This window comes from Flavobacterium sp., from assembly GCF_049240005.1.
In the GTDB taxonomy this organism is placed as follows: domain Bacteria; phylum Bacteroidota; class Bacteroidia; order Flavobacteriales; family Flavobacteriaceae; genus Flavobacterium.
Genome location: NZ_JBMLTK010000025.1, coordinates 65849 through 91361 on the forward strand (window position 1 = coordinate 65849; position 25513 = coordinate 91361).

General features: G+C 42.4%; 21 protein-coding genes. 10 read left to right on the forward strand and 11 right to left on the reverse strand.

From position 1 onward, the window contains the following. Positions 1 to 29: 29 nt before the first annotated feature. From lepA to ACOVQQ_RS02400, 5 genes are all read right to left on the reverse strand, one after another. Positions 30 to 1826 carry a translation elongation factor 4 gene (gene lepA, locus ACOVQQ_RS02380; RefSeq protein WP_094486512.1) on the reverse strand — a complete coding sequence of 599 codons (1797 nt, stop codon included), beginning with the start codon at positions 1824 to 1826 and terminating at the stop codon, positions 30 to 32. Further along, entirely contained in the window at positions 1823 to 2026 is a 204-nt protein-coding gene (locus tag ACOVQQ_RS02385; protein ID WP_421816773.1) for a hypothetical protein, read from the reverse strand. Before ACOVQQ_RS02385 ends, lepA begins: the two co-directional genes overlap by 4 nt. Before the next feature lie 90 nt (positions 2027 to 2116). Beyond that, positions 2117 to 3142, reverse strand: coding sequence for a HipA domain-containing protein (locus ACOVQQ_RS02390; RefSeq protein ID WP_421816774.1), 1026 nt, complete (start codon positions 3140 to 3142; stop codon positions 2117 to 2119). Further along, positions 3129 to 3455 carry a HipA N-terminal domain-containing protein gene (locus ACOVQQ_RS02395; protein WP_421816775.1) on the reverse strand — a complete coding sequence of 109 codons (327 nt, stop codon included), beginning with the start codon at positions 3453 to 3455 and terminating at the stop codon, positions 3129 to 3131. The genes ACOVQQ_RS02390 and ACOVQQ_RS02395 overlap by 14 nt, the downstream gene beginning before the upstream one ends. After that, positions 3448 to 3684 (reverse strand): type II toxin-antitoxin system Y4mF family antitoxin, encoded by a 237-nt coding sequence (locus tag ACOVQQ_RS02400; RefSeq protein WP_421816776.1) that lies wholly within the window; start codon positions 3682 to 3684, stop codon positions 3448 to 3450. Before ACOVQQ_RS02400 ends, ACOVQQ_RS02395 begins: the two co-directional genes overlap by 8 nt. A gap of 278 nt (positions 3685 to 3962) precedes the next feature. Here ACOVQQ_RS02400 and dusB point away from each other — a divergent pair, with 278 nt between their 5' ends. After that, the gene (gene dusB, locus ACOVQQ_RS02405; protein WP_421816777.1) at positions 3963 to 4955 is read left to right on the forward strand and encodes a tRNA dihydrouridine synthase DusB; all 993 of its coding nucleotides are present in this window, start codon (positions 3963 to 3965) and stop codon (positions 4953 to 4955) included. Positions 4956 to 5352: 397 nt separating this feature from the next. Here the strand turns inward: dusB and ACOVQQ_RS02410 are convergent, their stop codons facing one another. From ACOVQQ_RS02410 to ACOVQQ_RS02430, 5 genes are all read right to left on the reverse strand, one after another. Further along, entirely contained in the window at positions 5353 to 7251 is a 1899-nt protein-coding gene (locus ACOVQQ_RS02410) for an amidophosphoribosyltransferase (protein ID WP_421816778.1), read from the reverse strand. 51 nt (positions 7252 to 7302) lie between these two features. Further along, positions 7303 to 8982: a T9SS type A sorting domain-containing protein gene (locus tag ACOVQQ_RS02415; RefSeq protein WP_421816779.1), complete on the reverse strand. Its 1680-nt coding sequence runs from the start codon at positions 8980 to 8982 to the stop codon at positions 7303 to 7305. A gap of 52 nt (positions 8983 to 9034) precedes the next feature. Beyond that, the gene (locus tag ACOVQQ_RS02420) at positions 9035 to 9961 is read right to left on the reverse strand and encodes a PfkB family carbohydrate kinase (protein WP_421816780.1); all 927 of its coding nucleotides are present in this window, start codon (positions 9959 to 9961) and stop codon (positions 9035 to 9037) included. 322 nt (positions 9962 to 10283) lie between these two features. After that, entirely contained in the window at positions 10284 to 10850 is a 567-nt protein-coding gene (locus tag ACOVQQ_RS02425) for a 5-formyltetrahydrofolate cyclo-ligase (RefSeq protein ID WP_421816781.1), read from the reverse strand. Beyond that, complete coding sequence (locus ACOVQQ_RS02430; protein ID WP_421816782.1) at positions 10834 to 11859, reverse strand: succinylglutamate desuccinylase/aspartoacylase family protein; 1026 nt, start codon at positions 11857 to 11859, stop codon at positions 10834 to 10836. The genes ACOVQQ_RS02425 and ACOVQQ_RS02430 overlap by 17 nt, the downstream gene beginning before the upstream one ends. A 64-nt stretch (positions 11860 to 11923) precedes the next feature. Between ACOVQQ_RS02430 and uvrC the strand changes: the two genes are divergently transcribed. From uvrC to ACOVQQ_RS02470, 8 genes are all read left to right on the forward strand, one after another. Further along, entirely contained in the window at positions 11924 to 13732 is a 1809-nt protein-coding gene (gene uvrC / locus ACOVQQ_RS02435) for an excinuclease ABC subunit UvrC (protein ID WP_421816783.1), read from the forward strand. Then, positions 13729 to 15933: a patatin-like phospholipase family protein gene (locus ACOVQQ_RS02440; RefSeq protein WP_421816784.1), complete on the forward strand. Its 2205-nt coding sequence runs from the start codon at positions 13729 to 13731 to the stop codon at positions 15931 to 15933. The genes uvrC and ACOVQQ_RS02440 overlap by 4 nt, the downstream gene beginning before the upstream one ends. Positions 15934 to 16035: 102 nt before the next feature. Then, positions 16036 to 17520, forward strand: coding sequence for an APC family permease (locus tag ACOVQQ_RS02445; RefSeq protein ID WP_421816785.1), 1485 nt, complete (start codon positions 16036 to 16038; stop codon positions 17518 to 17520). A gap of 167 nt (positions 17521 to 17687) precedes the next feature. After that, entirely contained in the window at positions 17688 to 18845 is a 1158-nt protein-coding gene (locus ACOVQQ_RS02450) for a homogentisate 1,2-dioxygenase (RefSeq protein WP_421816786.1), read from the forward strand. 122 nt (positions 18846 to 18967) lie between these two features. Further along, positions 18968 to 20128, forward strand: a complete 1161-nt coding sequence (gene hppD / locus ACOVQQ_RS02455; protein ID WP_094485749.1) for a 4-hydroxyphenylpyruvate dioxygenase — start codon at positions 18968 to 18970, stop codon at positions 20126 to 20128. A 271-nt stretch (positions 20129 to 20399) separates the two neighbouring features. Beyond that, positions 20400 to 21176, forward strand: coding sequence for a DUF3108 domain-containing protein (locus ACOVQQ_RS02460; protein WP_421816787.1), 777 nt, complete (start codon positions 20400 to 20402; stop codon positions 21174 to 21176). Beyond that, positions 21176 to 22105, forward strand: coding sequence for a tryptophan 2,3-dioxygenase family protein (locus tag ACOVQQ_RS02465; protein ID WP_421816788.1), 930 nt, complete (start codon positions 21176 to 21178; stop codon positions 22103 to 22105). The genes ACOVQQ_RS02460 and ACOVQQ_RS02465 overlap by 1 nt, the downstream gene beginning before the upstream one ends. Continuing rightward, on the forward strand, positions 22102 to 23340 hold the full coding sequence (locus tag ACOVQQ_RS02470) for a peptidoglycan DD-metalloendopeptidase family protein (protein ID WP_421816789.1): 1239 nt from the start codon (positions 22102 to 22104) through the stop codon (positions 23338 to 23340). Before ACOVQQ_RS02465 ends, ACOVQQ_RS02470 begins: the two co-directional genes overlap by 4 nt. Here ACOVQQ_RS02470 and ACOVQQ_RS02475 read toward each other — a convergent pair. Next, positions 23330 to 23773, reverse strand: coding sequence for a hypothetical protein (locus ACOVQQ_RS02475; RefSeq protein WP_421816790.1), 444 nt, complete (start codon positions 23771 to 23773; stop codon positions 23330 to 23332). The genes ACOVQQ_RS02470 and ACOVQQ_RS02475 overlap by 11 nt on opposite strands. A 77-nt stretch (positions 23774 to 23850) precedes the next feature. Here ACOVQQ_RS02475 and pgi point away from each other — a divergent pair, with 77 nt between their 5' ends. Next, positions 23851 to 25494, forward strand: a complete 1644-nt coding sequence (pgi, locus tag ACOVQQ_RS02480) for a glucose-6-phosphate isomerase (protein ID WP_421816791.1) — start codon at positions 23851 to 23853, stop codon at positions 25492 to 25494. Positions 25495 to 25513 lie beyond the last annotated feature (19 nt).

The following is a 25513-nucleotide window of genomic DNA, read 5'->3' on the forward strand; positions in this document are numbered from 1 at the left end:
CGGTTTTTATATTCTAGCACAGTTAAAATTTAATCGTTCAGTTTCAAAACTGCCATAAACGCCGATTGTGGAATCTCTACATTACCTACTTGTCTCATGCGCTTTTTACCTGCTTTTTGCTTCTCTAAAAGTTTACGTTTACGCGAAATATCACCGCCGTAACATTTTGCCGTTACGTCCTTTCTCAGTGCTTTAATGGTTTCGCGTGCAATAATCTTCGCCCCAATAGCCGCCTGAATCGGAATATCAAACTGCTGACGTGGAATCAATTCGCGCAACTTCTCACACATTTTTTTACCAATGTTGTACGCATTGTCTTCGTGAATTAAGGCCGAAAGTGCATCGACATTTTGTCCGTTTAGCAATACGTCTAATCGTACTAAACGCGACTGTCGCATACCAATCGGATGGTAATCAAACGAAGCGTACCCTTTTGAAACGGTCTTTAAACGATCGTAAAAATCGAAAACAATCTCCGCTAAGGGCATATCGAAATTTAATTCAACTCGTTCCGGAGTCAAATAGGTTTGGTTGGTAATTTGTCCGCGTTTTTCAATACACAAACTCATTACCTGGCCCACGAAATCGCTTTTGGTAATCACCGTTGCTTTAATGTATGGCTCTTCAACTCGATCCAAGCGCGACGGCTCGGGCAAATCACTCGGATTATTTACGATAAATGCCGCATCCGGATCTTTCTTGGTGTATGCGTAATAACTTACGTTAGGTACTGTGGTGATAACCGTTTGGTTAAACTCGCGCTCCAAACGTTCTTGGATGATTTCCATGTGCAACATACCCAAAAACCCGCAACGGAATCCGAAGCCAAGTGCAGCCGAACTCTCCGCCTGAAATACCAGCGAAGCATCATTAAGTTGCAACTTTTCCATACTGGCGCGCAAATCTTCGTAATCTTCGGTTTCTACCGGATAAATTCCTGCAAAAACCATCGGCTTTACGTCTTCAAAACCGGTAATCATTTCCTGAGTTGGGTTCAAAGCATCCGTAATTGTATCACCTACTTTTACTTCTTTCGCTTCCTTAATTCCCGAAATCAAATAGCCCACATCGCCGGCGCCAATTTGCTGTTTCGGAACTTGGTTGAGTTTAAGCGTTCCAACCTCATCGGCAAAATATTCCTTGCCCGTGGCCATGAATTTGATTTTCTGGCCTTTTTTAATTACGCCGTTATTCACACGGAAGATAACTTCAATACCGCGAAACGGATTGTAGTGCGAATCGAAAATCAATGCCTGTAACGGCTCATCTTCAGCTCCTTTCGGCGGCGGAATGCGCTCGATGATGGCTGCTAAAATTTGTTCTACGCCCAAACCGGTTTTTCCGGAGGCAGGAATAATTTCGTCGTGCTTACAACCTAGCAAGTCAACAATATCATCGCTAACTTCTTCTGGATTCGCACTCGGTAAATCGATTTTATTCAAAACCGGAATAATTTCCAAGTCGTTTTCCAGCGCCAGATACAAGTTCGAAATGGTTTGTGCCTGAATGCTTTGCGCGGCATCTACAATAAGTAAAGCGCCTTCGCAAGCGGCAATCGAACGCGATACTTCGTAGGAAAAATCTACGTGTCCCGGTGTATCAATTAAATTTAAGATGTATTTCTCGCCCTTGTAGGTATATTCCATTTGAATCGCGTGACTCTTAATGGTAATCCCACGCTCGCGCTCCAAATCCATATTGTCTAACAACTGCGCTTTCTCTTCTCGTGCCGAAACTGTTTGCGTAGCACTAAGCAGCCGGTCGGCTAAAGTACTTTTACCGTGATCGATATGCGCGATAATGCAAAAATTTCTGATGTTCTTCATTTGCTTTTTCTTTCTTTTTTGGGCGTTCCGGCGCGAAAATAGTGCGTCGGAAGATGTTTGTGCGTCCGCGCCGTCAGGCTTTCCGCTGTAGCCCCTCTTTCATCGGGGGCTGCCGCTTCACCCGAGGCTACAGCCGAATTGACCGCAAGGTAATCCTTAACGCGAAAAATCGTTACCGAAAATCGTGCAAATATATTCATTAATTACGGGCTTTTTGCTTGAACTATTCACAACTTATTGTGATATTTCGGCAAATTTTTCGGGTTTTTTCACCGTTTGCAAATCTATCTTTAAACCAAACCCAGTTGCTTGTATCTATTATCGATCAGCACCCGATAGCGCTGCTGGTATTCGGCTGATACAAAACTCTTTTCCAACACGTCGAGCATTTCGGGTTTTGCGTACACAAACAAGTCTAAGGTATTGTCTAGGTATCGTTTACTCAGTCCGCAATTCTCAAACGCTGCACTAAAATCTTTGTAAGCTAGTTTTCGCTTTTTCGCATTTAAAGTTAGTGCCAATTCTTCGGTATCTCCCGGATTCACCAATGCCGTTGGAACCAAATCGTAGGCTGGCGATAGCGCATAACCTTGCCCCGGCTTTTCCAATAGCGAAAAGTTTTTCAAGTGCATATCGGCGTTTCCCGTAAAAAAACTAAACAAAACGAGCTCAAAGAAATTACCCACATCCAACAACGGCGAACTCGAATACTTCAAGATCAACTTTGCTACTTGTTCATGACTTCCTTTGTACTTGTCTTCGGTGAGCCGTTCGCTAAGCTGACACATGTCTTCCATATGCAACTTTTCGTTTCGGGTTCGATCAACGCGTTTCGTGATGTAACACAACGTGCCATCTTGCAAGTACAACAAGCTGTGCGGAACCACTTGCAAACCGCAGGCCTGAGCCATGTGCATGCTTACGCTTTCCAACTCGGGCAATTGCGGGTAAAACTCGGAAGGTGGCTTTAGTATATAATCACCGTACAAACCAACGATAGTTAACTTTTTAGTCAGATTTTTCGAAGCTTTTCGATACAAACTCAACGATACTTTGGCTTGAACTCCGGTAACGGCCATCTGACTTTGGATTACTTGTGTGGCAAGTTCTTGCAAATCGGCTAAACCATAGTGCAATTCGGGTGTTTTTAACTGTCCGTAAAAGCGTTTATTGCACGCTTGATGTACTGTTGCGTTGCCTTCGTGTAGCGGTTCGTAACAATGCAAACAGCGCGTTCCATAAAAAACAGGCGGTTCTTGCACCAGATTTACTGCTGCCGAACTTCGCGCTAAATATTTCTTTTTATAGTTCTTCATGTTCTAAAACGCTAACTGCGCCAATGCTGTCTTTACAACACGCTAAAAGCAATCCCATCCGATCGCGATAATTTATTTTCCAGTTTCTTTCTGCCAAATCAAGCAACCAACCTTCGGGTATCAATCCGTCAAAAAATGCGAATAAGGTTTTGCTGTTGTATGGTTCTTTTTGCAAGGGTAAAGTCACGCTTACTGGCGTCGCTGCCGGATATGTCAAGTAAGAAGCATCGTAAGTAAAGGTGTAGCCGCGCTCGTTTTCAAGCAAGTAGCCACAATAAACTCCTTTTACAAAGATGTTTGCCTTTCTATTCATCTTGTTTCAACAATAAATCGCGATCAAGTGCAACCGGACCCAAGGTTTCGCCGAACAATCGCAACACGTCGTTCACTTTATCTATTCGTAAGGTTGTTTTTCCTTGTTCTAAATCGCGCACAAAACGCAAGCCTACTCCGGCTTTTAACGCTAGTTCGGGCTGTGTCAACCTGTTTTGCTTTCGCTTCAGCTTAATGTGCTTACTTAAAGGCGTAAGATTTTCCTTCATTTTTATACCTCTTCAACTACAAAAATATAATTTTATCATTTAAAAATACCACAAAAGGTATAATTTTTCTCTCAATCATTATTTTTATACCTTTTATAGTATAATTATAGGCATTCAATTTGTTTTTATACTATTTATGGTATAAAAATGAGGTTTTAATCTAAAAGGAAATCGTTCATAAAGGAATTCGAGACAAACAAAACCACACAAATTGTGCGCGCTTCACCAAATTACTACCAACTCGGCTTTGTTTAGTAACTTTGCCAAAAATACCCGCAATGGTTACGATTGGAAATATCCAACTTCCCGACTTTCCGCTTTTGCTTGCTCCGATGGAGGATGTAAGTGATCCGCCGTTTCGCAGACTTTGCAAGGCGCACGGTGCCGATTTGATGTATTCGGAATTTATTTCCAGCGAAGGACTCATTCGAAATGCAATTAAAAGCAGGCAAAAACTCGATATTTTTGATTACGAGCGTCCGGTTGGCATCCAAATTTTTGGCGGCGACGAAGAGGCCATGGGTATGTCGTCGGAAATTGTTAGCGCGGTAAATCCGGATTTAATTGACATAAATTTTGGCTGTCCGGTAAAGAAAGTGGTTTGCAAAGGAGCCGGCGCCGGTGTTTTAAAAGACGTTGATTTAATGGTGCGTTTAACCAAAGCCGTTATCAAAGGAACGCATTTGCCCGTAACGGTTAAAACCCGTTTGGGTTGGGATGAAAACAGCATTAACATTGATGAAGTTGCCGAGCGTTTGCAAGACGTGGGTATTCAAGCGCTTTCGATTCATGCCCGAACACGAGCACAGATGTACAAGGGTGAAGCCGACTGGTCGCATATTGCTCGCGTAAAAAACAATCCGAGAATTACGATTCCGATTTTTGGAAACGGAGATATTGATTCGCCCGAGAAAGCCGTGGAATACAAGAACCGCTACGGCGTTGATGGCGTTATGATTGGCCGTGCGGCGATTGGCTATCCGTGGATTTTCAACGAAATAAAACATTACATGAAAACCGGCGAACGCCGCGCAGAGCCTAGCTTTTCGGATCGTGTTGAAGCTGCCGAAAACCATCTGAAATGGGCCATGGAATGGAAAGGCGAGCGTTTGGGAATTGTTGAAACGCGTCGCCACTATACCAACTATTTTAAAGGGATTCACGGGTTTAAAGAATACCGCCAACGTTTAGTTACCACCGACGACGCTGCAGGTTTAACCGATTTGTTTCTAGAAATACGCGATAAATTTGCTGTTGTCGATATGTTTTAAAGACACGTATTTGCGTACTTTGCCCGCAATAACGACTACAACGGAAACCAAAACGCTCGAAAAAACTTAGAAACACGGAAGAAAAAAAGCGACCCTAGAAGCTTTTTGGCGACCAGTGTTTGTGTTTTTTTCGAGCGTTTTGTTGCAGTGAAAGGCGTGACGGTGCGGCAGATGAATTTCCACTAAACGTTTGCCGCAGCGGATTGCCCAAATAAGTAAAAAATCCCTTAAAATAAAAAAGGTGAAACTTGCGCTTCACCCTTTTTGCCCCAAATCTACCATAAATTTAACCTACTAACTTTATGGAGATGTAAAAGTATTAGCGCGCCGCTGCCTTACCAACAATTTTAGATAAAATGCTGAGATAGTCGTTAAAATGCTGTTTTTAACAAATTGTTTAATAGGCGCGTGCGTCTTTACCTTCGTAATAATTCATAAAAGCCCGATTAACCACCCGATTTCCGCCCGGAGTTGGATAATCGCCAGTGAAATACCAATCGCCCAAGTTTTTCGGACATGCCTGATGCAAATTCGGAACACTTTGGAAAATGATATGCACTTTCGCTTGGATATCGGCCGGAGTGAGTAACTCGGCGATTTTTGCCGAAATTTCTTCGTCGGTAAACGGTTCGTAAATGGCATTCACAGCGTTGATAATCTGATCGTCTTTTCGGTTTTCTTGTTCCTTGCAACGCGCGTAAACCTCATCGATAATATGTGTCAAACCGCGTTCTTTCAACAACGCAACTGCCGCGGTAAAGGCAATCAAACCTTCGAGTTTTGCCATATCAATTCCGTAGCAATCGGGAAAGCGAATTTGTGGCGCCGATGAAACCACGACAATCGTCTTCGGATTTAAACGATCCAGCATTTTAAGAATAGATTGCTTTAGCGTGGTACCACGAACAATGCTGTCGTCGATAATCACCAAATGATCTGTCGGTTTTACCACGCCATAAGTTACGTCGTACACGTGCGCCACCAGATCTTCGCGACTGCTGTCTTCAGTAATAAATGTGCGCAGTTTTGCGTCTTTAATGGCAATCTTTTCCGTTCGAATTTTTCGCGACAGAATTTCGTGTAATTGCTCTTTTGTTAGTGTTTTGCGACGTTGTAAAATTTCGTCGTTTTTATGTTGGTTTAGATATTCGTGCGCGGCTTCGACCATTCCAAAAAAAGAAACTTCGGCGGTGTTCGGAATGTACGAGAAAACGGCGTTCTCGGTATCGTTTTCAATAGCTTCTAACACTTTTGGAAACAGCAATTTACCGAGTTCTTTGCGTTCGCTGTAGATTTCGGCGTCGCTGCCACGGGAAAAATAGATACGCTCAAACGAACAGGCTTTTTTGACTACCGGCGTAATGATTTCGGAAACCGATGTTTGTCCTGATTTTTTGATGATTAGTGCATGTCCAGGCGCTAATTCCTGAACCGAATCGAACGAAACGTTGAAAACCGTTTGAATAACCGGACGTTCTGAGGCAACGACTACAATTTCATCGTCTTCATAGAAGTAAGCTGGGCGAATTCCGGCTGGATCGCGGAATACAAACGCATCGCCGTGACCAAACAAACCTGCCATGGCGTAGCCGCCGTCCCAACCTTTGGATGCGCGTTTTAAAATTCGGGTAATGTCGAGTTTTTCGGCAATCACAGGTGATGCTTCGCGTTTAGACAAGCCGTTTTGCTTACATTCTTGGTATAAATCGGTGACGGCATCGTCGAGAAAGTGACCGATTTTTTCCATGACCGTAACCGTGTCGGCTAGTTCTTTTGGATGTTGCCCCAGTTCGACTAAGGATTCAAATAGTTCAGTTACGTTAGTCATGTTAAAGTTTCCGGCAACGATGAGATTTCGGTGCATCCAGTTGTTTTGTCGAAGGAATGGGTGTACGCTTTCGATACTGTTTTTACCGAAGGTTCCGTAACGAACGTGACCAAGGAAAAGCTCGCCGATGTAGGGCAAGTTGTTCTTCTGCCAGCGAACGTCGTCGGTGCGTTCCGGATGCAAACTCATTTCGGCATTGATGCGCGTATTGATTTGCGAGAAAACGTCTTGAATAGGTTGCGAAGCGTTGGAACGAACGCGCGATATGTAGCGTTCACCAGGTTTCATGTCGAATTTTATGGAAGCAAAACCGGCGCCGTCTTGACCGCGGTTGTGTTGCTTTTCCATTAGCAGATACATTTTTTGGATGCCGTAAAAAGCACTGCCGTATTTTTCTTTGTAAAACGAAAGCGGCTTCTTGAGTCGGAGAAGTGCAATACCGCATTCGTGTTTTAAAGTGTCGCTCATTGTAGTTGTTGTGTTGCTAAAGCGGAACTTCTTTAAGAATTACCCGCCAAATTACTGTTTGATTATTTTATGAGAACTAATTCCTGATTCGGTTTCAATAGTTAAAAAATAAATTCCCGTATTTAGATTAGTTAGGTTTACTGTTTTTTCAAATTGTGTGTCGAGAATTCGTCCATTTACATCAGAAATGATTACCTTTTTTAATAGGTTAGCGCTTTCGATATGAACTTCATTTTGTGTTGGATTCGGATACAGCGCTACCTTTTCGTTATTTAAATCTGTATTTGAAAGGATAGCTGAGTTTAACTTCGCTACAAAGGCATCGAGATAGTTATCTTCAGAAGTATTGTTTATCGTGAAGCTGTCGAAAGTACAGGGAGAGGAATTGAAATAACCTGCGGCGTATATGTTGGCATTTGTATCAATAGCAAAACCTAAGGGATCGTCGGAGCCCGTTCCGCCTGCCGATTTTGCCCAAAGAAACTGACCTGAAGTATCCATATTTGCTATAAAAATATCGCCGGTCGGTACCGTTGTGCTGCTGTTTGTATTGGTTAAGGTGAAGTCTCCGAATGTTCTTGTGGGTTCAAAAAAATTACCGGCTAAGTAAAGTGTAGCTCCGTCGGTAAAAACTGTACCTGGAAAATTAATATTCGGAACTAATCCGAGAAATTGTAAGTTTAAGTCCAGTTTAAATAAACCGCCCGTCGAAGTCGTTGTGGAATAATCTACTCCATCAAACGAATAAGTAGCAGAATTGGAAATTTGATATAATCTAATGTCAAAAGGGACGAATAACTCGTTTTGGACTTTAACTACACCACCGAATGAATCATCGACGGTTCCTTGCAATAGCTTTTGTTCTAGGATATTCCCCGCAGGATCAAGTTTTGCAATGAAAGAGTCATATCCTCCTTGAGCTGTGTTCGTGTAGGTCGTTGATCCTAAGGTAAAAGTATCCGAAGAAAAACCTCCTGTTAAATAAAAGTTTCCTAAATCATCAAAAACGAGGCCGCTCAAACGACAACCATCGTAGATATTGTCGTTTCCAAATCGCTTGATCCACAATACATTACCGGAAGCATCAAATTTTGCTAAAAAAGCACCAACGAAACTATTCGAACCAACAACTATAGATGAACTACCTACAGTTGTGTTATTAGATTCTGAAAACGCTGATACATAAACATTTCCAGAGCTATCAATAGAAATGGCTGAGGAACTTTCCCGCTCTGCGCCTCCTATTTTCTTTACCCACAAGACTGTTCCATTCGTGTCGTACTTTACCAAAGCAACGTCAGAGGGAAGTGGCGGATTTGATCCCCCAATTGAGCCTAATGTACAATTTAATGTGAAATTCCCGAAAGTTACAGTTGGCGATTCGTATCGTACCAAAGCATAAATGTTGTTTTCGGCATCGGTCGTTAAAGAAAAGACGACTTCATTGCCTACTCCTCCGCCGTTTCTCATCCATAAAGGTGTTCCAGCTGTATCGTATTTGATGATTGAATAATCTGCAGATCCGTTTGTTGTTACTGGGCCTAGACCGAAATCGGCGGTTTCTGAGATGATGCTACCGCCGGCAAAAACATTTCCGTTAGCATCGGTTGTTACACATGCAAAAGCTTCATTAATAGCACCCGTAGATTGTTTCACCCAATTCCAGGTTGGTGCTTGAGCGAAAAGTAACGATGAACTAATGATTGCTAGTAATGAGCTGATTTTTTTCATATATGTGTTTTTTGAAAACAAAAAACCCCGAAAATTCGGGGCGTAGTTTTATTTAGATGTTTGCCATTTCAAACTGAGTTAATTCTTTAAAACGTTGCAATCTTTCTTTCACTTCATGCGTTTGTAAGTTTTCCATACGCTGGGTTCCAAATTTCTCGACGCAAAACGAGGCTAAGTTTGAGCCGTGAATAATAGCTTGTTTGAGGTTTTCGAAGGTAATATCGCCCGATTGTGCAATAAATCCTGAGAAACCTCCTGCGAACGTATCGCCTGCGCCAGTTGGATCGAAAACTTCTTCGAGCGGTAATGCCGGTGCGAAGAAAATTTCACTTCCGTGGAAGAGTAAGGCGCCGTGTTCTCCTTTTTTGATTACCACATATTTTGGTCCCATTTCGTGGATTTTAGCAGCCGCTTTAACCAGCGAATATTCGCCAGAAAGCTGACGTGCTTCTTCGTCGTTTATTGTAATTACATCCACGCGTTTGATGACGTCGAGCAGTTCCGGAAGCGCACAATCCATCCAGAAATTCATGGTGTCGAGAACTACTAATTTGGGTTTAGCTGTTAGTTGGTTAAGCACCGATGTTTGCACTAAAGGATGCAAGTTTCCGAGCATTACCACAGCTGAATCCTTGTAATTTTCTGGAACAATTGGGTTAAAATCTGCTAATACATTGAGCTCGGTTACGAGTGTATCGCGCGAGTTTAAATCGTTGTGGTATTTACCTGCCCAAAAGAACGTTTTTCCGTTTGGAACAATTTCGATACCGTCGATATTTACGTTTCTATCGCGAAGTAATTGCAGATATTCGTCTGGGAAATCGTTTCCAACTACGGAAACCACCGCTGAATCGACTTTAAAATTTGCGGCAGAAAGTGCGATGTAGGTTGCTGCTCCGCCGAGTATTTTGTCGGTTTTTCCGAAAGGCGTTTCTATAGCGTCGAACGCTACGGTTCCAACAATAAGTAGTTTATTCATCTGATGTAAAAAAGAAGTGCAAAGATAGCCTAAGTTTTACAAGCTGGCAAGCACTTAGGTAGGAAGCAATGTGCTTTGAATATCGAATGCAAAAGATGCGCCGATTGGGTTTTTTGAAACGTACTTCCAAAGACGTTTTTCCGTGCGAGCGATTGCAATGGAAATAAACCGCAGGGAAAGCGCTGGCGGTTGGTGTAAAACGGCGGCCTAAGAAGCCCGTTTTATACCTTACCAAAAGCCGCTTGAGCAAGGTTTATTGGAATGAAAAGCGCGACTTGCCCGCTTGGGATCTGGCTCGGACGGGCAAGGCGCACCCAAAAAATCAAAATCGATAAAACTGATTCGGACTTAATATTCCGCTGAGTTTAACATCGTGCGCTTCGGCGGAAATGACTTGCTGCAACGGTTCGAAAAATGAAAGTCCGATTGCTTGAACATTTGGTTTGCATTGGCGAAGAAAAACATCGTAAAAGCCTTTGCCATAACCCACACGATTGCCTTCCTTATCGCAACAAAGCAACGGCACAACTACCAAATCGATTTCGGAAACGGCGATTATTTTGGCCGCAACAGGTTCTGGAATATCCCAATTGTTTTTGCGAAATTGGGTATCGGGAAAAATCTCGACTTGCTGCATTTCGGTAGTGTTTTCGACCACAATTCCAGTTGCACAACGTTTGCCGATGGCATATAAAAAATCGCGCAACAAAACCGTATCCGGCTCGTTCCATTTAGCTATGGGCGTGTACAGATGAATGAGATTGCACTCCGAAAAGTCGATTTTTTGAAACTGTTCGAAAATCCGACTATTCGCTTTTGTAAGCTCAGCCGGAGTCAGTGCCAAGCGCTTTTTCTTATACAGCGCGCGAAGACTATTCTTGTCCGTCATTTTTATAGAATTGTGATTCGACCGCAGCCAACTTCTCGATAGACAGATGGTACAGCGCATCGCCTTCGTAAACAATCGAACCTAAGTTGGCATTGATGACGTAGCCGTGATGCGGCGCTTTGATGGCTTGCACGAATTTGCCAAACGGATCGGTTATTTCGCACAAGCCGGTACCTTTTTGCACGAACTTTCCTAAAAATCCGCGGTCGTGACAAAAACCCGATGCTTTTGCGCGCACCCAGCCCGAGCGTTCCAAAATCGTTGCTTCAGACGCAATGGGTACGTCTTTATCTTTTCGCATTTGCCAAAAATTCAGCAAACGAATAACGCCGTTAACGCCGCAGTGCACAATTTGCGGATTGATATCTAAAGACATGCCGCCTTCGAACAGCAGCATCGGAACTTTTGCCTTCTCGGCAGCAGTTCGAAACGAACCGGATATGTTTTTAGAATACAATATAAACGGAGCGGCGAACACTTGTGCCAATTCGAGCAGTTGCGCATCGCCGGGAACGATTCGAATTTGTGCGGCATTAAATCGCTTGGCGCCACCTGCGTGGAAATCGACTGCAAAATCGACGACCGGCAAAATTTCTTTGAGAATGTAATAGGCAAAACGCCCAGCCATCGAACCTTTTTTACTTCCCGGAAATACGCGGTTGAGATCGCGACCGTCGGGAAACTCGCGCGATTGATTGACAAAGCCGAAAATATTGATTACCGGAATACAGATGATGGTTCCGGCATCGGGCTTATTTAGCTTTCGTACAATAAGCTGCCGTACAATTTCAACACCGTTGATTTCATCGCCGTGAATTCCAGCCGAAAACAAGACGGTTGGACCTGGTTTCTTGCTTCTACAAACAATAACAGGTATTTTAAGTTTGGTTGCCGTGGGCAGGCGCGCCAGCTCGAGATACAGTGTTTTCGACTGTCCGGGCAGTATTTCCTCGCCTAAAAGCGTTAGTTTTTTCTGGTTTTTTGACATATGCGTTGTTAAAAGTAGCATATTTTTCAAACTCATTACCAAAATTAGAAGGTTCGCTGTAACTTTACACTAGATCTTTTAGAAAATGTCTGAGCCGTCTGTTCAACTTCAAATACAAACTTTACCCGATAATCCTGGTGTCTATCAATACTACGATAAAGAAGGGAAAATACTGTACGTTGGCAAAGCAAAGAACCTGAAAAAGCGGGTTTCGTCGTACTTTAATAAAGTGCACGACAATGCACGAACAAACGTATTGGTGCGCAAAATTGCTACCATTAAACACATTGTAGTTGAAACCGAAAACGATGCGTTGTTATTGGAAAACAACCTCATCAAAAAACACCAGCCGCGATATAATGTAATGCTTCGCGACGACAAGTCGTATCCGTGGATTTGCATCAAAAAAGAACCGTTTCCGCGTATTTTTCCCACACGGCGCATGATTAAAGACGGTTCGGAATACTACGGCCCGTACACCAATTTTAAAATTGTGCACACTTTACTGGATATGATTAAAGAATTGTATCCGCTGCGTACATGCAATTACGATTTGTCGGAAAAGAACATCGAATCGCATAAATTCAAGGTTTGTTTGGAATATCATATTGGCAATTGCAAAGGTCCGTGTGAAGGAAACGAAACCCGCGAACACTACGAAAAGCAAGTAGAAGCTATTCGGCAATTGTTGAAAGGGAATTTCAAGCACAGCTTACGCGAATTTAAAACGCAAATGCAGCAATACGCCCAGGACTTGGAGTTTGAATTGGCGCAACGAATGAAAGTGAAAATCGAAGCTTTGGAAAAGTACCAGGCGTACTCGACTGTTGCCAATCCGAAAATCACGAATGTGGATGTTTTTTCGATTGTTTCCGACGAAAGTGCGGCGTATATCAACTATTTGCAAATCATGCACGGTGCGATTATTCGTTCGCATACGCTTGAAATCAAGAAGAAACTCGCCGAAACGGATGCTGAACTTTTGGAATTGGCCATTGTGGAAATTCAAGAGCGTTTTTCCTTGCAGTTTCGCGAAGTGATTGTGCCATTTTCCATTGATTTAGGCGAGCGTATCCGCGTAACGGTTCCGCAATTGGGCGATAAAAAACAACTGCTGGAATTATCGGAACGGAATGCCAAATATTACCGCATTGAACAATTGAAACAGTTGCAAATTGTGGATCCCGACCGACATACAAATCGGATTATGGCACAGATGCAAAAAGACTTGCGTTTGCCAGTAGAGCCGCGTCATATCGAGTGTTTCGATAACTCAAACATTCAAGGAACGAATCCGGTTTCGGCTTGTGTAGTTTTTAAAGACGGGAAACCAAGCAAGAAAGACTACCGCCATTTTAATGTAAAAACCGTTGAAGGTCCGAACGATTTTGCATCGATGGAAGAAGTGGTTTATCGCCGCTACAAACGCCTGCTCGAAGAAAACGAACCCTTGCCTAATTTGGTAATTATTGACGGTGGAAAAGGACAATTGGGAGCGGCTTTAAAGAGTTTCGACGCTTTGGGCATACGCGGCCAAGTGGCTATAATTGGAATTGCGAAACGTTTGGAAGAATTGTTTTATCCGAACGATCCGATACCGCTGTATCTCGACAAAAAGTCGGAAACTCTAAAAATCATCCAGCATTTACGCAACGAAGCCCACCGTTTTGGAATTACGTTCCATAGAGACAAGCGCAGTAAAACGGCATTGGTTTCGGCAATCGAAGAAATTCCGGGTATCGGCGAAAAAACGATGACTTCTCTAATCAAGAAGTTTAAGTCGGTTAAGCGTTTAAAAGAAGCTTCGGAAGCTGATATTGCCGAGGTAGTTGGTGCTTCGAAAGCAAAAAAAATCATCAATCATTATCAAACAAACGAACAAAAATCAACATGAAAAAAATTCTCCTCTTGCTATGTTTGCTTTCACTTGCTTCTGCGACAGCGCAAGAACAACCGGTTCCGCGAAAAAAAATTGGTCTGGTTTTAAGTGGCGGTGGCGCTAAGGGCTTTGCACACATTGGCGTATTAAAGGTTTTGGAAGAGGCCGGCGTAAAAGTAGATTACATTGGCGGAACAAGCATGGGTGCGGTTATTGGTGGCTTGTATGCATCGGGTTACAACGCGACGCAAATTGATTCGATTTTTAGGTCGACGAATTTTGATGAATTGTTACAAGATTACATTCCGCGACGTTCGAAAACCTATTTTGAACGACGAAACGACGAAATGTATGCGCTTACTTTACCTTTCAATAAATTTAAGATCGGGATTCCTACTGCCTTATCAAAAGGCATGTACAACTATAATTTACTGTCGCGCTTAACGGCAAACGTTAGGCACATCAAAAAATTCTCTGACTTGCCGATTCCGTTTATTTGTATTGCAACCGATATAGAAACTGGTAAGCAAGTAATTATGAAAGACGGTTCCTTACCGCAGGCAATGCTTGCTAGTAGCTCGTTTCCGAGTTTGTTTGCTCCTGTGGAACGCAACGGGCGCTTGTTGATTGACGGAGGTGTGGTGAATAACTATCCCATTCAAGAAGTTCGAGATATGGGAGCTGATATTATTATTGGTGTTGACGTTCAAGACGGATTAAAAGACCGCAATGCGTTGCGCGATGCAACACGAATTTTGGTGCAAATTTCGAACATGGGAATGTTGGAACGCATGAAAGAAAAAGCTGAAAATACCGATATCTACATAAAACCCGACGTTTCTAATTATTCGGTGATATCATTCGATGACGGAGCGGCAATAATTCGAGCTGGAGAAGAAGCAGCTTTTACGGTTTACGAAAAGCTTAAGGCTTACGGAGATTCGGTTTCTGCACACAAACATCGATTAAAATTTGCTGGAGATTCGGTTAAGATAAATCGAATACAAATTGGTAAACTAAAGAATTATACTCGAGCCTACGTGCTTGGAAAGTTGAAAATTAAACCTCAAACGGAAATAACGTTTGAGCAGTTGCGTACGGGAATTAACAACTTAAATGCAACACAGAACTACAGCGGTATTTCGTACGAATTTGAGGACAACGGTCGGGGAGACGATTTGATATTACAGTTGATTGAAAATCCAAATAGAACTTTTTTTAAAATCGGGGCGCATTACGACGGCTTGTTCAAAAGTGCTGTACTTCTAAACGTAACCCACAAAAAGACAATTTTAAAAAACGATGTTTTTTCAGCGGATTTTATGCTAGGCGACCAATTGCGATATAATTTAGATTATTACATCGACAACGGATTTTACTGGAGTTACGGATTTAAAAGCAGATTTAATTCGTTTAATCGAAATGCAAAAACCGACTTCAACGAGGGGAGAATTTTAGATTTGCTGGGAGTTTCATCGCTCAATCTCGATGTTGAAAATTGGGTAAACCAGTTGTATGTCCAAACCTTACTTTTAGAACGAATGCTGATAGGAGGCGGGATCGAACATCAAAACATTCTTATAAAATCGGAAACACTAGAAGATACAACGCCGCTTTTTGAACGAAGTAACTATTACAGTGTTTTTGGCTATCTGAAATTTGACAGTTTCGACAACCGATACTTTCCAAAATCGGGTTGGATGTTTAATGCCGATCTGCAACACTTATTTTACTCTACGAATTACACCCAAGAATTTGAACCATTTTCTATAGCTAAAGGTCATGTGGCTTTCGCAACAAAGTTCTTTCCGAGAACAACCTTAAAGCTCGAATCCGACGCTGGTTTTGCCATCGGCGAACGTACCATTGATTTTTTTAATTTCACCTTTGGCGGCTACGGTTTTACTGAAATTCTCAACATTAAACCTTTTTATGGTTACAATTTTTTGAACCTGAGTGCCGATAGTTACATAAGAGCTACTGGCACATTCGATTATGAATTTTACCGCAAACACCACATTAACCTTGCTGCTAATTTTATGAATTTAGGAAATCGATTGTTTCAAACTTCTGATTGGATATCAAGACCCCGACTTTCAGGTTATGCAATAGGTTACGGTCTCGAAACCATAATCGGACCCGCCGAAATCAAGTATTCTTGGTCGCCGGAAACCGGCAATGGTTTTACTTGGTTCAGCATCGGATTTGTATTTTGATTTGTACTGAGGCATTTTACTCAGCGCAACAAGATGAATTGTTCGACATATCCGTAAAAAAGATATATTTGGCATCTATTAATACGTCACAAAACAATTTTTATGTCAATTTGGAGAGTTAAACCAGTTTCGGCCTTTGAAGCCGATATGAAGAAAAACGACCTCAAGCGCGTGCTAACAAAATGGGGACTTACCTCGTTGGGAATAGGCGCAATTATCGGAGGTGGTATTTTCACCCTGACCGGAATTGCTGCCCACGATTACGCCGGACCAGCACTTGCCCTTTCATTTGTTATTGCAGGAATTGGTTGTTTATTCGCTTCTTTGTGTTACGCCGAATTTGCATCGGTTTTACCTGTAGAAGGAAGTGCTTATGCCTACGCTTACGGTACTGTAGGGGAAATCTTCGCTTGGTTTATTGGATGGAACCTTATTCTAGAATATATGATGGGTGCTACCACAGTAGCGGTGGCGTGGAGTGGTTACTTTGTAAAACTACTGCATTTGTTTAGTATCGATTTTCCAATTTGGTTATGCAACGATTATGCAACGGCCGTAGCTAAAGTCGCCGAACACAACGCAGAAAATCCGAATAATCTTATTGCCGAACCTAGTTTCGCATTTAATTTACCTGCATTCTTAATTACATGGGTTGTGACGTATATCTTGGTAAAAGGCATCAAAGAAGCTGCTAAAACCAACAACATTATCGTGATAATAAAAGTTGCGGTTGTTCTTTTCGTAATCATTTGTGGTGCTTTCTACATAGAACCAGCGAATTGGGATCCTTTCATTCCAACTGAAACTACAACATTAATCGATGGTGTCGAAAAAGTAAGCTTCGGATTTGGTGGCGTACTTACAGCCGCAACTATCGTTTTCTTCGCATACATCGGATTCGACGCCGTATCTACACAAGCTGGAGAAGCTATCAATCCAAAAAAAGACGTTCCGTTCGCCATAGTTGCATCCTTACTTATTTGCACCGTATTGTACATACTAGTTTCTCTAGTTTTAACAGGAATGGTGAAATACGACCAACTCGATAAAGCGGCACCAGTAGCTTCTGCATTTAGCGAAAACGGCATCACTTGGGCGGTATTTATCATTACCCTCGCTGCAACTGCCGGATTAACAAGCGTAATGTTGGTAATGATGCTCGGTCAGACCCGTATTTTCTTAGGAATGGCTAAAGATGGCCTGTTGCCAAACTTCTTCAAAACGCTTCACCCGATTTTCAAAACACCACACAAATCAACCATTTTAGTTGGTTTAATCATATCTGTAACAGCAGCACTAACACCAATTAATAAAGTAAGCGAAATGTGCTCTATGGGAACTCTTCTTGCTTTTGCCATGGTTTGCGTTGCCGTGATGATTTTACGCGTTAAAAAACCAGAATTAGAACGCCCTTATAAAACTCCGTTCGTTTATGTAGTTGGTACATTAGGTGTTGCCTTCAACTTATTTCTAATGTACTTCGTGCGTCCAGAAACCTGGATCGCCTTCATCATTTGGGGGACAGTCGGAATCTTGGTTTACTTCGCTTACGGCAAACGAAAATCAAACCTCAACCAAATTGAATAAAAACTTAAGAATCCGGGTCGTATTTAGCCCGGATTTTTTTTAGATATTTGTATTGATGAATCAATGGCTTTGTTTACCGATTTTACTCAAATTCCTGATTAAGCGAAATCCGGAATGATGTTTTTCTTCTGTTCGAAAATTATTTACAGAATTAAAATTTCATCACTATGCCTATTTATCACAAACTCGGAACTTTTCCACAAAAACGCCACGTAACTTTCGAGAAACCCAACGGCGGCTACTACTACGAACAATTGTTCGGAACCGAAGGATTTCACGGACATTCCTCCCTACTCTATCACATTCACAGACCAACGCAAGTAAAGGAAATCCTGAAATCATACGATGTGCAACCTAAAATTGCCATCGAAAAAAACATCAAATCGCTCTTGCTTAAAGGTTTCGACCTTAAACCAACCGTCGATTTCCTCGAGAGCCGAAAAGCCATGCTTCTCAACAGAGATTGCATCATCGGACTTGCCGCTCCGCAAGAATCACTTACCTCATACTTCTACAAAAATGCCGACGCCGATGAAATGATTTTCATCCACAAAGGAAAAGGCACTTTACGCACCATGATGGGAAATATCCCTTTTGAATACGGCGATTACCTCATCATTCCGAGAGGCATGATTTACCAAATACAATTCGACACCACCGACAATCGCTTGTTCTATGTCGAATCGTATACGCCTTTCTACACACCAAAACGCTATAAAAACCAGTCGGGACAACACCTTGAGCACAGCCCGTTCTGCGAACGCGACTTCAAACTCCCAACCGAGCTTGAATCGTACGATCAAAAAGGCGATTTCATCGTGAAAATCAAAAAAGAAGGCATGATGCACGAATTGGTTTACGCCACACATCCCTTCGATGTAGTTGGCTGGGACGGCTACAATTTTCCGTACGCCTTTAGCATTCACAACTTCGAACCAATTACCGGCCGCGTACACCAACCGCCACCCGTACACCAAACTTTCGAAACGGCAACTTTTGTGGTTTGCTCGTTTTGTCCGCGTTTGTACGATTACCATCCGCAAGCCATTCCCGCACCTTACAACCACAGTAACATCGACTCGGATGAAGTTTTGTATTACGTGGATGGCGACTTTATGAGCCGAAATAACATCGAACAAGGACACATTACCTTGCACCCGAAAGGAATTCCGCACGGACCCGCACCAGGCGCTATGGAACGCAGCATCGGACAAACCGAAACCGCCGAATTAGCCGTAATGGTTGATACTTTCAGGCCATTAATGGTTACCGAAGAAGCTATGGGAATAGACGACGGAAAGTATTATAAAAGTTGGGTTGATTAGGAGCTAATCCGGCTTTCCGCTATTATCTTTTTGGGCAACAGCCCGCTATAATTAAAAATTTCGCCTAAGCCCAAAAAGGATAGCCGCTGCAATCCGGGCTAGGGCACCAAAACCGAATAAACATGAGTAAAGAAATTAAATCCGTAGAATACGGACTCGAAAAAATATTTGAAGGCGCACAAGACTTTTTACCTCTTCTTGGTACCGATTACGTGGAACTTTATGTAGGAAATGCAAAACAAGCTGCGCACTACTACAAAACTGCTTTCGGATACCAATCGTTGGCGTATGCGGGCTTAGAAACCGGCGTCAAAGACCGTGCGTCGTACGTGCTTAAACAAGACAAAATAAGATTGGTGTTAACAACGCCACTCACCGCCGATTCGCCCATAAACGATCACCTACGTAAGCACGGCGACGGTGTGAAGGTCGTGGCACTTTGGGTGGATGATGCCACTTCAGCGTACATCGAAACAACAAAACGAGGTGCAAAACCCTTCATGGAACCCACCGTTGAAGAAGACGAATTCGGAACTGTAATTCGCTCCGGAATTTATACCTACGGCGAAACCGTTCACATTTTCGTGGAGCGCAAGAACTACAAAGGTATTTTCTTGCCCGGTTATCAAACCTGGGAATCCGATTACAAACCAGAGTCTACCGGCCTAAAATACATCGATCACATGGTTGGAAACGTGGGCTGGGGGGAAATGAACACTTGGGTTAAATGGTACGAAGACGTCATGGGATTCGTAAATTTCCTTTCATTCGACGACAAGCAAATCAATACCGAATACAGTGCTTTGATGAGTAAAGTAATGTCGAACGGCAACGGACGCATCAAATTCCCAATCAACGAACCTGCCGAAGGCAAAAAACGTTCGCAAATTGAAGAATATCTAGACTTTTACGGCGGTCCGGGTGTACAACACATTGCCATCGCTACCGACGACATCATTTCCACGGTAAGCGAATTGAGAAAACGCGGCGTTGAATTCTTATCGCCACCGCCAAAAGCTTACTACGAAGCCATCCCAGAACGTTTAGGCGAACACATGAATGTGATGAAAGAAGACATCAACACCTTGGAAAACTTGGCCATCATGATCGATGCCGACGAAGAAGGATATCTTCTGCAAATATTCACAAAACCAGTTCAAGACCGTCCGACACTATTTTTTGAAATCATTCAAAGAATGGGCGCAAGAGGATTTGGTGCCGGAAATTTTAAAGCGTTGTTCGAATCAATTGAACGTGAACAAGCTAAAAGAGGAACGCTATAACTTTAACAAATTCTTAAAAAAACAGGGTTTTTAGATTGATTTATTGTCAATTATTTGTTAAACCCTCAAAATGTTTTGGTTAAAGGAACGCGCACCGTATCTTTGTACCTGAAAACGATGGGGTGGTTCCCGGAGTTTTATATAAATTTCATAATTTATAGTTTTGGTTGGTTAATAGCATTAAAACTCAGTCTTTTTGGCTGGGTTTTTTTGTTTTCTTAAGTTTGGAATAACTTTTGTAAAGTTTTGTTTCGAAACTTAAAAAATCATCATGAAAAAAGTGATCGCTTTACTGCTGTTGTTCGTTCTAACGAGTTTTACGGCCCAACCCGATGGCGCATTTGAAACCGGGGAATACTTTAAATTCCATGTCCACTACGGAATCGTAACTGCTGGTTATGCAACTTTAGAAGTAAAAGATGCAGTAATAAATAACAAGAAAGTATATCACGCAGTTGGCAAAGGATATACCACAGGCTTGTCTAAACTATTCTTCAAAGTTCAAGACAACTACGAAACGTACATCGATAAAGTTACTGGTAATCCGTATCAATTCGTAAGAAAAATAGACGAAGGGGGTTACAAAAAAGACCAAGAAGGGTTCTTTAACCGCAGTACCGATAAAGTCGTTGTCAAAGATTACCGAAAAAAAACTGAGAAAACTTTTGCCGTCCCTGAAAATGCGCAAGACATATTATCAACTTTTTATTATTTGCGCAATCATCCGTCGATAAACAGTTTAAAAGTTGGCGAATACATTGCTATCGATATGTTTTTCGACGACGAAACCACGAAATTTAAGCTGAAATTTATGGGTCGGGAAGATATTAAGACTAAATTTGGCACGATTCCAACCATGATCTTCAGACCGTTCGTTCAAGCCGGTCGCGTATTTAAAGAGCAAGAGAGTTTAACCGTTTGGATCTCAGACGATGCCAACAAAATTCCTGTACGAATCAAGGCAAGCTTGGCTGTTGGTTCTTTAAAAGCAGACTTGGAAGGTTTTAGAGGACTTAAACATCCTTTTAAAGTTAAAGTTAAATCTTAATGAACCAAACCGATACCGACCCACTGCACAAAAGCATAGAAGAACGCTTTGAAGCGCTCGGTTTAAAACCCGAAATGCATCTCGAAGGTTTACTTTACTCAAAGCCTTTAACCTACTGGGACTACATTCAGACCGACGCCTTACTTTCCCTACAAACCCAACGCACTTCGCTACCCGACGAGATGGTTTTTATCATGTACCATCAAGTTAACGAATTACTATTCAAAATGATTCTCTGGGAAATAGATCAGCTTGCTGCCGCAGAATCGCTTACCACTTCATTTTTTACCGAACGTCTGATGCGAATCAGCCGCTATTTCGATATGCTTACCACATCATTTACCATCATGGGCGATGGCATGGAAGTGAGCCAATACATGAAATTCAGAAACACGCTCGCACCAGCAAGTGGTTTCCAAAGTGCACAATACCGCATTATTGAATTCGGATCTACCGACTTGATCAATCTAATCGACGACCGTTTTCGCGTTTCCATAAACCGAAACACACCCTACGAACACGCACTCGAACATTTGTATTGGCAAGCCGCTGGTAAAGATTATTCCACAAATAAAAAGTCGTATTTAATTCAAGAATTTGAGAAAAAGTATAAATCGCTATTTCTTGAAAAAATGGAATACTACAACCAACGAAACATCTGGAAACGTTTCACACTTCTGCCTGAGGAAGATCGCAAAAATCCGGACCTGATAGCAGCTATGCGCCATTACGACTCAACCGTAAACATCAAATGGACTATGGGGCACTTGCGAACCGCAATGAAATACATCGACAGCGGGCAAGGACGAACCGAAGCCACAGGCGGTAGCGATTGGAAAAAATACATGCACCCAAAACATCAACGTCGTATTTTCTTCCCCGAATTGTGGTCGGCAGAAGAATTAGAAAACTGGGGAGTTGGCGCATGAAATTCAAATTCTTAATATGGTTATCCGCACTTTTCGCGGCACTATTGGTGTCTTGTAAAGACGAGGTAGTTGCCAAAAAAGCAGCACCCAAACCTGAAAAACCCATTTTCGATTACGGGTTTAAACTCAACGATTACAACATCACCCGCGACACCTTAAAGCCGGGAGATAACTTTGGCTCTATTCTCGAAAAAGAAAATATTGGCACGTTGAAAATCCACGAAATCGTCGAAAAAATTAAAGACTCCTTCGATATTCGGAAAATCCGTTTCGGAAAAACATACACCATTCTCCGCACAAAAGACAGTACTAAAAAAGTACGAGCTTTGATTTACGAACCCGACCCATCTGAATATTTCGTAGTCCACTTCGGTGATTCGGTTTACGCCGAACGAAAAAAACGTCCAGTTACCATCAAACGCCGGACAATTGCCGCAGAATTAAACGGTTCTCTGTCTGAAATGCTTGCCAAAGAAAAGGTGAATCCCGCACTGGCAACCGAAATCTCACAAGTATATGCCTGGTCAATCGACTTCTTTAAACTTCAAAAAGGCGACCGTTTTGCGATAACCTTCAAAGAACGCTACATCAACGATTCGATCTACGACGGTGTGGCTTCACTCGACGCTGCGTTTTTCGAATACAAAGGAAAATTAATTTATGCCTTTCCGTTTAAGCGCGATTCCCTTTCCACGAAAGTGGAATACTACGACGAAGAAGGAAAACCGCTCAAAAACATGTTCTTAAAAGCGCCGTTAAAGTTCATTAACATAACAAGCCGATTCGCGAAAAGTAGGTTTCACCCCGTTCAATTAACCTGGAAAGCACATAAAGGCACCGATTACGCTGCGCCTCATGGAACTCCGATTATGTCGACAGCAGCTGGAGTTGTAGAAAAAACGGGTTATACTGCCGGTAACGGTAATTTTGTAAAAGTACGCCACAACCGAACGTACAGTACGCAGTATCTGCACATGTCGAAGATATTAGTTCGTCGCGGCCAATCGGTTTCTCAAGGCCAGGTTATCGGAAAAGTGGGAAGTACAGGTTTGGCCACCGGACCACACGTGTGTTACCGCTTTTGGGTCAATAACGTTCAAGTAGATCCGCTGCGTTTACGACTACCCAATGCAGAACCAATGGACAAAAAATACCGCGAACGTTTCCTAAAAACCATCGAACCACTAAAACGCGAACTCGACAGCGTTGCAAAAGTAAAAATCGCTACTCGATAAGAACCGTTGGAGAACAAGTTGCCTGATCGACACGCTCGCATTGCCAAGTATTGTTGTCGATTTTAACTTTCGAAGTTTGTTCGGTTTCAATAAAAACTACTGTAGATAACGGCATGTCTTTACCCGCGATTGATAAATTTCCACCGACATTTTTAAGCGGGGCATACACTTTTATTTTACGGTCTTTGCTCAGCGCTGTGAGCACGTAAAATGTTTTGTTTACAGTTGGGTCTAAACCAGATTCGATTTCAAAATGAACCAATTCTGCAACTCGATTTTGGTTTGTTAATGCCAACTCCCACGCTTTTTTCAACGGCGTTAAATCTGCCGAAATACGGTGTTGGGCGCGCTGGATAAACCCAATTTTCTGTCCGAAGCTGTTCGTTACGAACAACAACAGCACCAAAACGATAAACAGTTGTTTAAATTTCATAAATCACTCGTTAAAGCTGCGAATTTAAAATCTTTTATAGATGTTAATATTCTAAATTTGCGACAAAATTTTTTAAAATGGCACTTCATAAAGTTAATCCATTAACTACGCAAGCTTGGTCGAACCTTCAGAATCATTTCAACGAAGGAAATACGCACAATATCAAAGGATTATTTGAATCCGACGCCGATCGCGCTGCCAAGTTTCGCATTCAGTGGAAAGAATTTTTAGTTGATTATTCTAAAAATCGAATCACGCTCGAAACCATGACTTTGCTACTCGACTTAGCTAAATCGTGCAAACTTTCCGATGCAATTAAATCGTATTTCAATGGAGAGGCCATCAATGAAACCGAAAGTAGAGCTGTATTACACACTGCTTTGCGAAGCATCGACCAAAAACCTGTTCTTTTAAATGGGGTTGACATCATTCCCGAGATCCAACAAGTAAAAAATCAAATGGCTCGTTTTTGCCAATCGATTATTTCTGGCGAAGCGCGCGGATACACCGGAAAAACCTTTACAGACGTAGTTAATATCGGTATTGGAGGTTCCGACCTCGGGCCGGCAATGGTTGTTGATGCACTCGTGTACTACAAAAACCACCTAAACACGCATTTTATCTCTAACGTCGACGGAGATCATGTGCAGGAAGTGCTCAAAAAACTAAATCCAGAAACCACACTTTTTGTAATAGTTTCAAAAACATTTACCACGCAGGAAACGCTCGCAAATGCAACCACAGCACAAAATTGGTTTTTAAACCACGGCACATCCGCGGATATCGCCAAACATTTTGTGGCGGTTTCCACCAACATCGAAAAAGTAACGGCATTCGGAATTTCCTCAGAAAACATCTTCCCAATGTGGGACTGGGTTGGTGGCCGATTCTCGTTATGGAGCGCCGTCGGACTTACCATTGCACTTGCCGTTGGTTTCGATAATTTCGAAGAGTTGCTAACTGGTGCGGGCGAAATGGACAAACATTTCCGCGACAGCGATTTCCATGAAAACATTCCCGTTGTACTAGCCTTGTTAACCGTTTGGTACAACAACTTTTACGGCGCCGAATCCGAAGCGCTAATTCCCTACACCCAATACCTGCAAAAATTAGCGCCATATTTACAGCAAGGAATCATGGAAAGTAACGGAAAAAGCGTTGATCGTTCCGGAAACCCAATCGACTACCAAACCGGTACCATAATTTGGGGCGAGCCCGGCACCAACTCGCAACACGCTTTCTTCCAATTGCTGCATCAAGGAACGAAACTCATTCCAACAGACTTTATCGGCTTCGTTAAATCCTGTCACGGATTGCAAGACCACCACGATAAACTCATGTCGAATTTCTTCGCACAAACCGAAGCACTATTAAATGGGAAAACAGCTGAAACAGTTCAAGACGAATTCGATCAAGCACAAATGAATCCAGAAAAGGCGGCGTTCTTGAAACCTTTCAAAGTATTTTCAGGCAACCGCCCTACCAATACCATTCTAATCGACCAGCTTACGCCACATGCGCTCGGCGCTTTGATAGCCATGTACGAACACAAAATTTTTGTTCAAGGAGTTATTTGGAACATCTTTAGTTACGACCAATGGGGCGTTGAATTAGGAAAACAACTCGCTAATTCAATACTAGATGAATTCGACGGAAAAACAGCTAAAAAACACGACGGATCGACGGCTTCGCTGGTTTCATACTACCTCGACAAAAGGTAAACTTAGGTTTTAAGCGACA

Bases quoted from the DNA above. Each gene is read 5' to 3' on its own strand.
- ACOVQQ_RS02440 (WP_421816784.1), top strand. From the start codon at position 13,729: ATGAAAAAAATTCTCCTCTTGCTATGTTTGCTTTCACTTGCTTCTGCG.
- ACOVQQ_RS02475 (WP_421816790.1), bottom strand. From the start codon at position 23,773: ATGAAATTTAAACAACTGTTTATCGTTTTGGTGCTGTTGTTGTTCGTA.
- dusB (WP_421816777.1), top strand. From the start codon at position 3,963: ATGGTTACGATTGGAAATATCCAACTTCCCGACTTTCCGCTTTTGCTT.
- ACOVQQ_RS02465 (WP_421816788.1), top strand. From the start codon at position 21,176: ATGAACCAAACCGATACCGACCCACTGCACAAAAGCATAGAAGAACGC.
- ACOVQQ_RS02395 (WP_421816775.1), bottom strand. From the start codon at position 3,455: ATGAATAGAAAGGCAAACATCTTTGTAAAAGGAGTTTATTGTGGCTAC.
- pgi (WP_421816791.1), top strand. From the start codon at position 23,851: ATGGCACTTCATAAAGTTAATCCATTAACTACGCAAGCTTGGTCGAAC.
- ACOVQQ_RS02425 (WP_421816781.1), bottom strand. From the start codon at position 10,850: ATGACGGACAAGAATAGTCTTCGCGCGCTGTATAAGAAAAAGCGCTTG.
- uvrC (WP_421816783.1), top strand. From the start codon at position 11,924: ATGTCTGAGCCGTCTGTTCAACTTCAAATACAAACTTTACCCGATAAT.
- ACOVQQ_RS02445 (WP_421816785.1), top strand. From the start codon at position 16,036: ATGTCAATTTGGAGAGTTAAACCAGTTTCGGCCTTTGAAGCCGATATG.
- lepA (WP_094486512.1), bottom strand. From the start codon at position 1,826: ATGAAGAACATCAGAAATTTTTGCATTATCGCGCATATCGATCACGGT.
- ACOVQQ_RS02400 (WP_421816776.1), bottom strand. From the start codon at position 3,684: ATGAAGGAAAATCTTACGCCTTTAAGTAAGCACATTAAGCTGAAGCGA.
- hppD (WP_094485749.1), top strand. From the start codon at position 18,968: ATGAGTAAAGAAATTAAATCCGTAGAATACGGACTCGAAAAAATATTT.
- ACOVQQ_RS02390 (WP_421816774.1), bottom strand. From the start codon at position 3,142: ATGAAGAACTATAAAAAGAAATATTTAGCGCGAAGTTCGGCAGCAGTA.
- ACOVQQ_RS02415 (WP_421816779.1), bottom strand. From the start codon at position 8,982: ATGAAAAAAATCAGCTCATTACTAGCAATCATTAGTTCATCGTTACTT.
- ACOVQQ_RS02460 (WP_421816787.1), top strand. From the start codon at position 20,400: ATGAAAAAAGTGATCGCTTTACTGCTGTTGTTCGTTCTAACGAGTTTT.
- ACOVQQ_RS02430 (WP_421816782.1), bottom strand. From the start codon at position 11,859: ATGCTACTTTTAACAACGCATATGTCAAAAAACCAGAAAAAACTAACG.
- ACOVQQ_RS02450 (WP_421816786.1), top strand. From the start codon at position 17,688: ATGCCTATTTATCACAAACTCGGAACTTTTCCACAAAAACGCCACGTA.
- ACOVQQ_RS02420 (WP_421816780.1), bottom strand. From the start codon at position 9,961: ATGAATAAACTACTTATTGTTGGAACCGTAGCGTTCGACGCTATAGAA.
- ACOVQQ_RS02470 (WP_421816789.1), top strand. From the start codon at position 22,102: ATGAAATTCAAATTCTTAATATGGTTATCCGCACTTTTCGCGGCACTA.
- ACOVQQ_RS02385 (WP_421816773.1), bottom strand. From the start codon at position 2,026: ATGAATATATTTGCACGATTTTCGGTAACGATTTTTCGCGTTAAGGAT.
- ACOVQQ_RS02410 (WP_421816778.1), bottom strand. From the start codon at position 7,251: ATGAGCGACACTTTAAAACACGAATGCGGTATTGCACTTCTCCGACTC.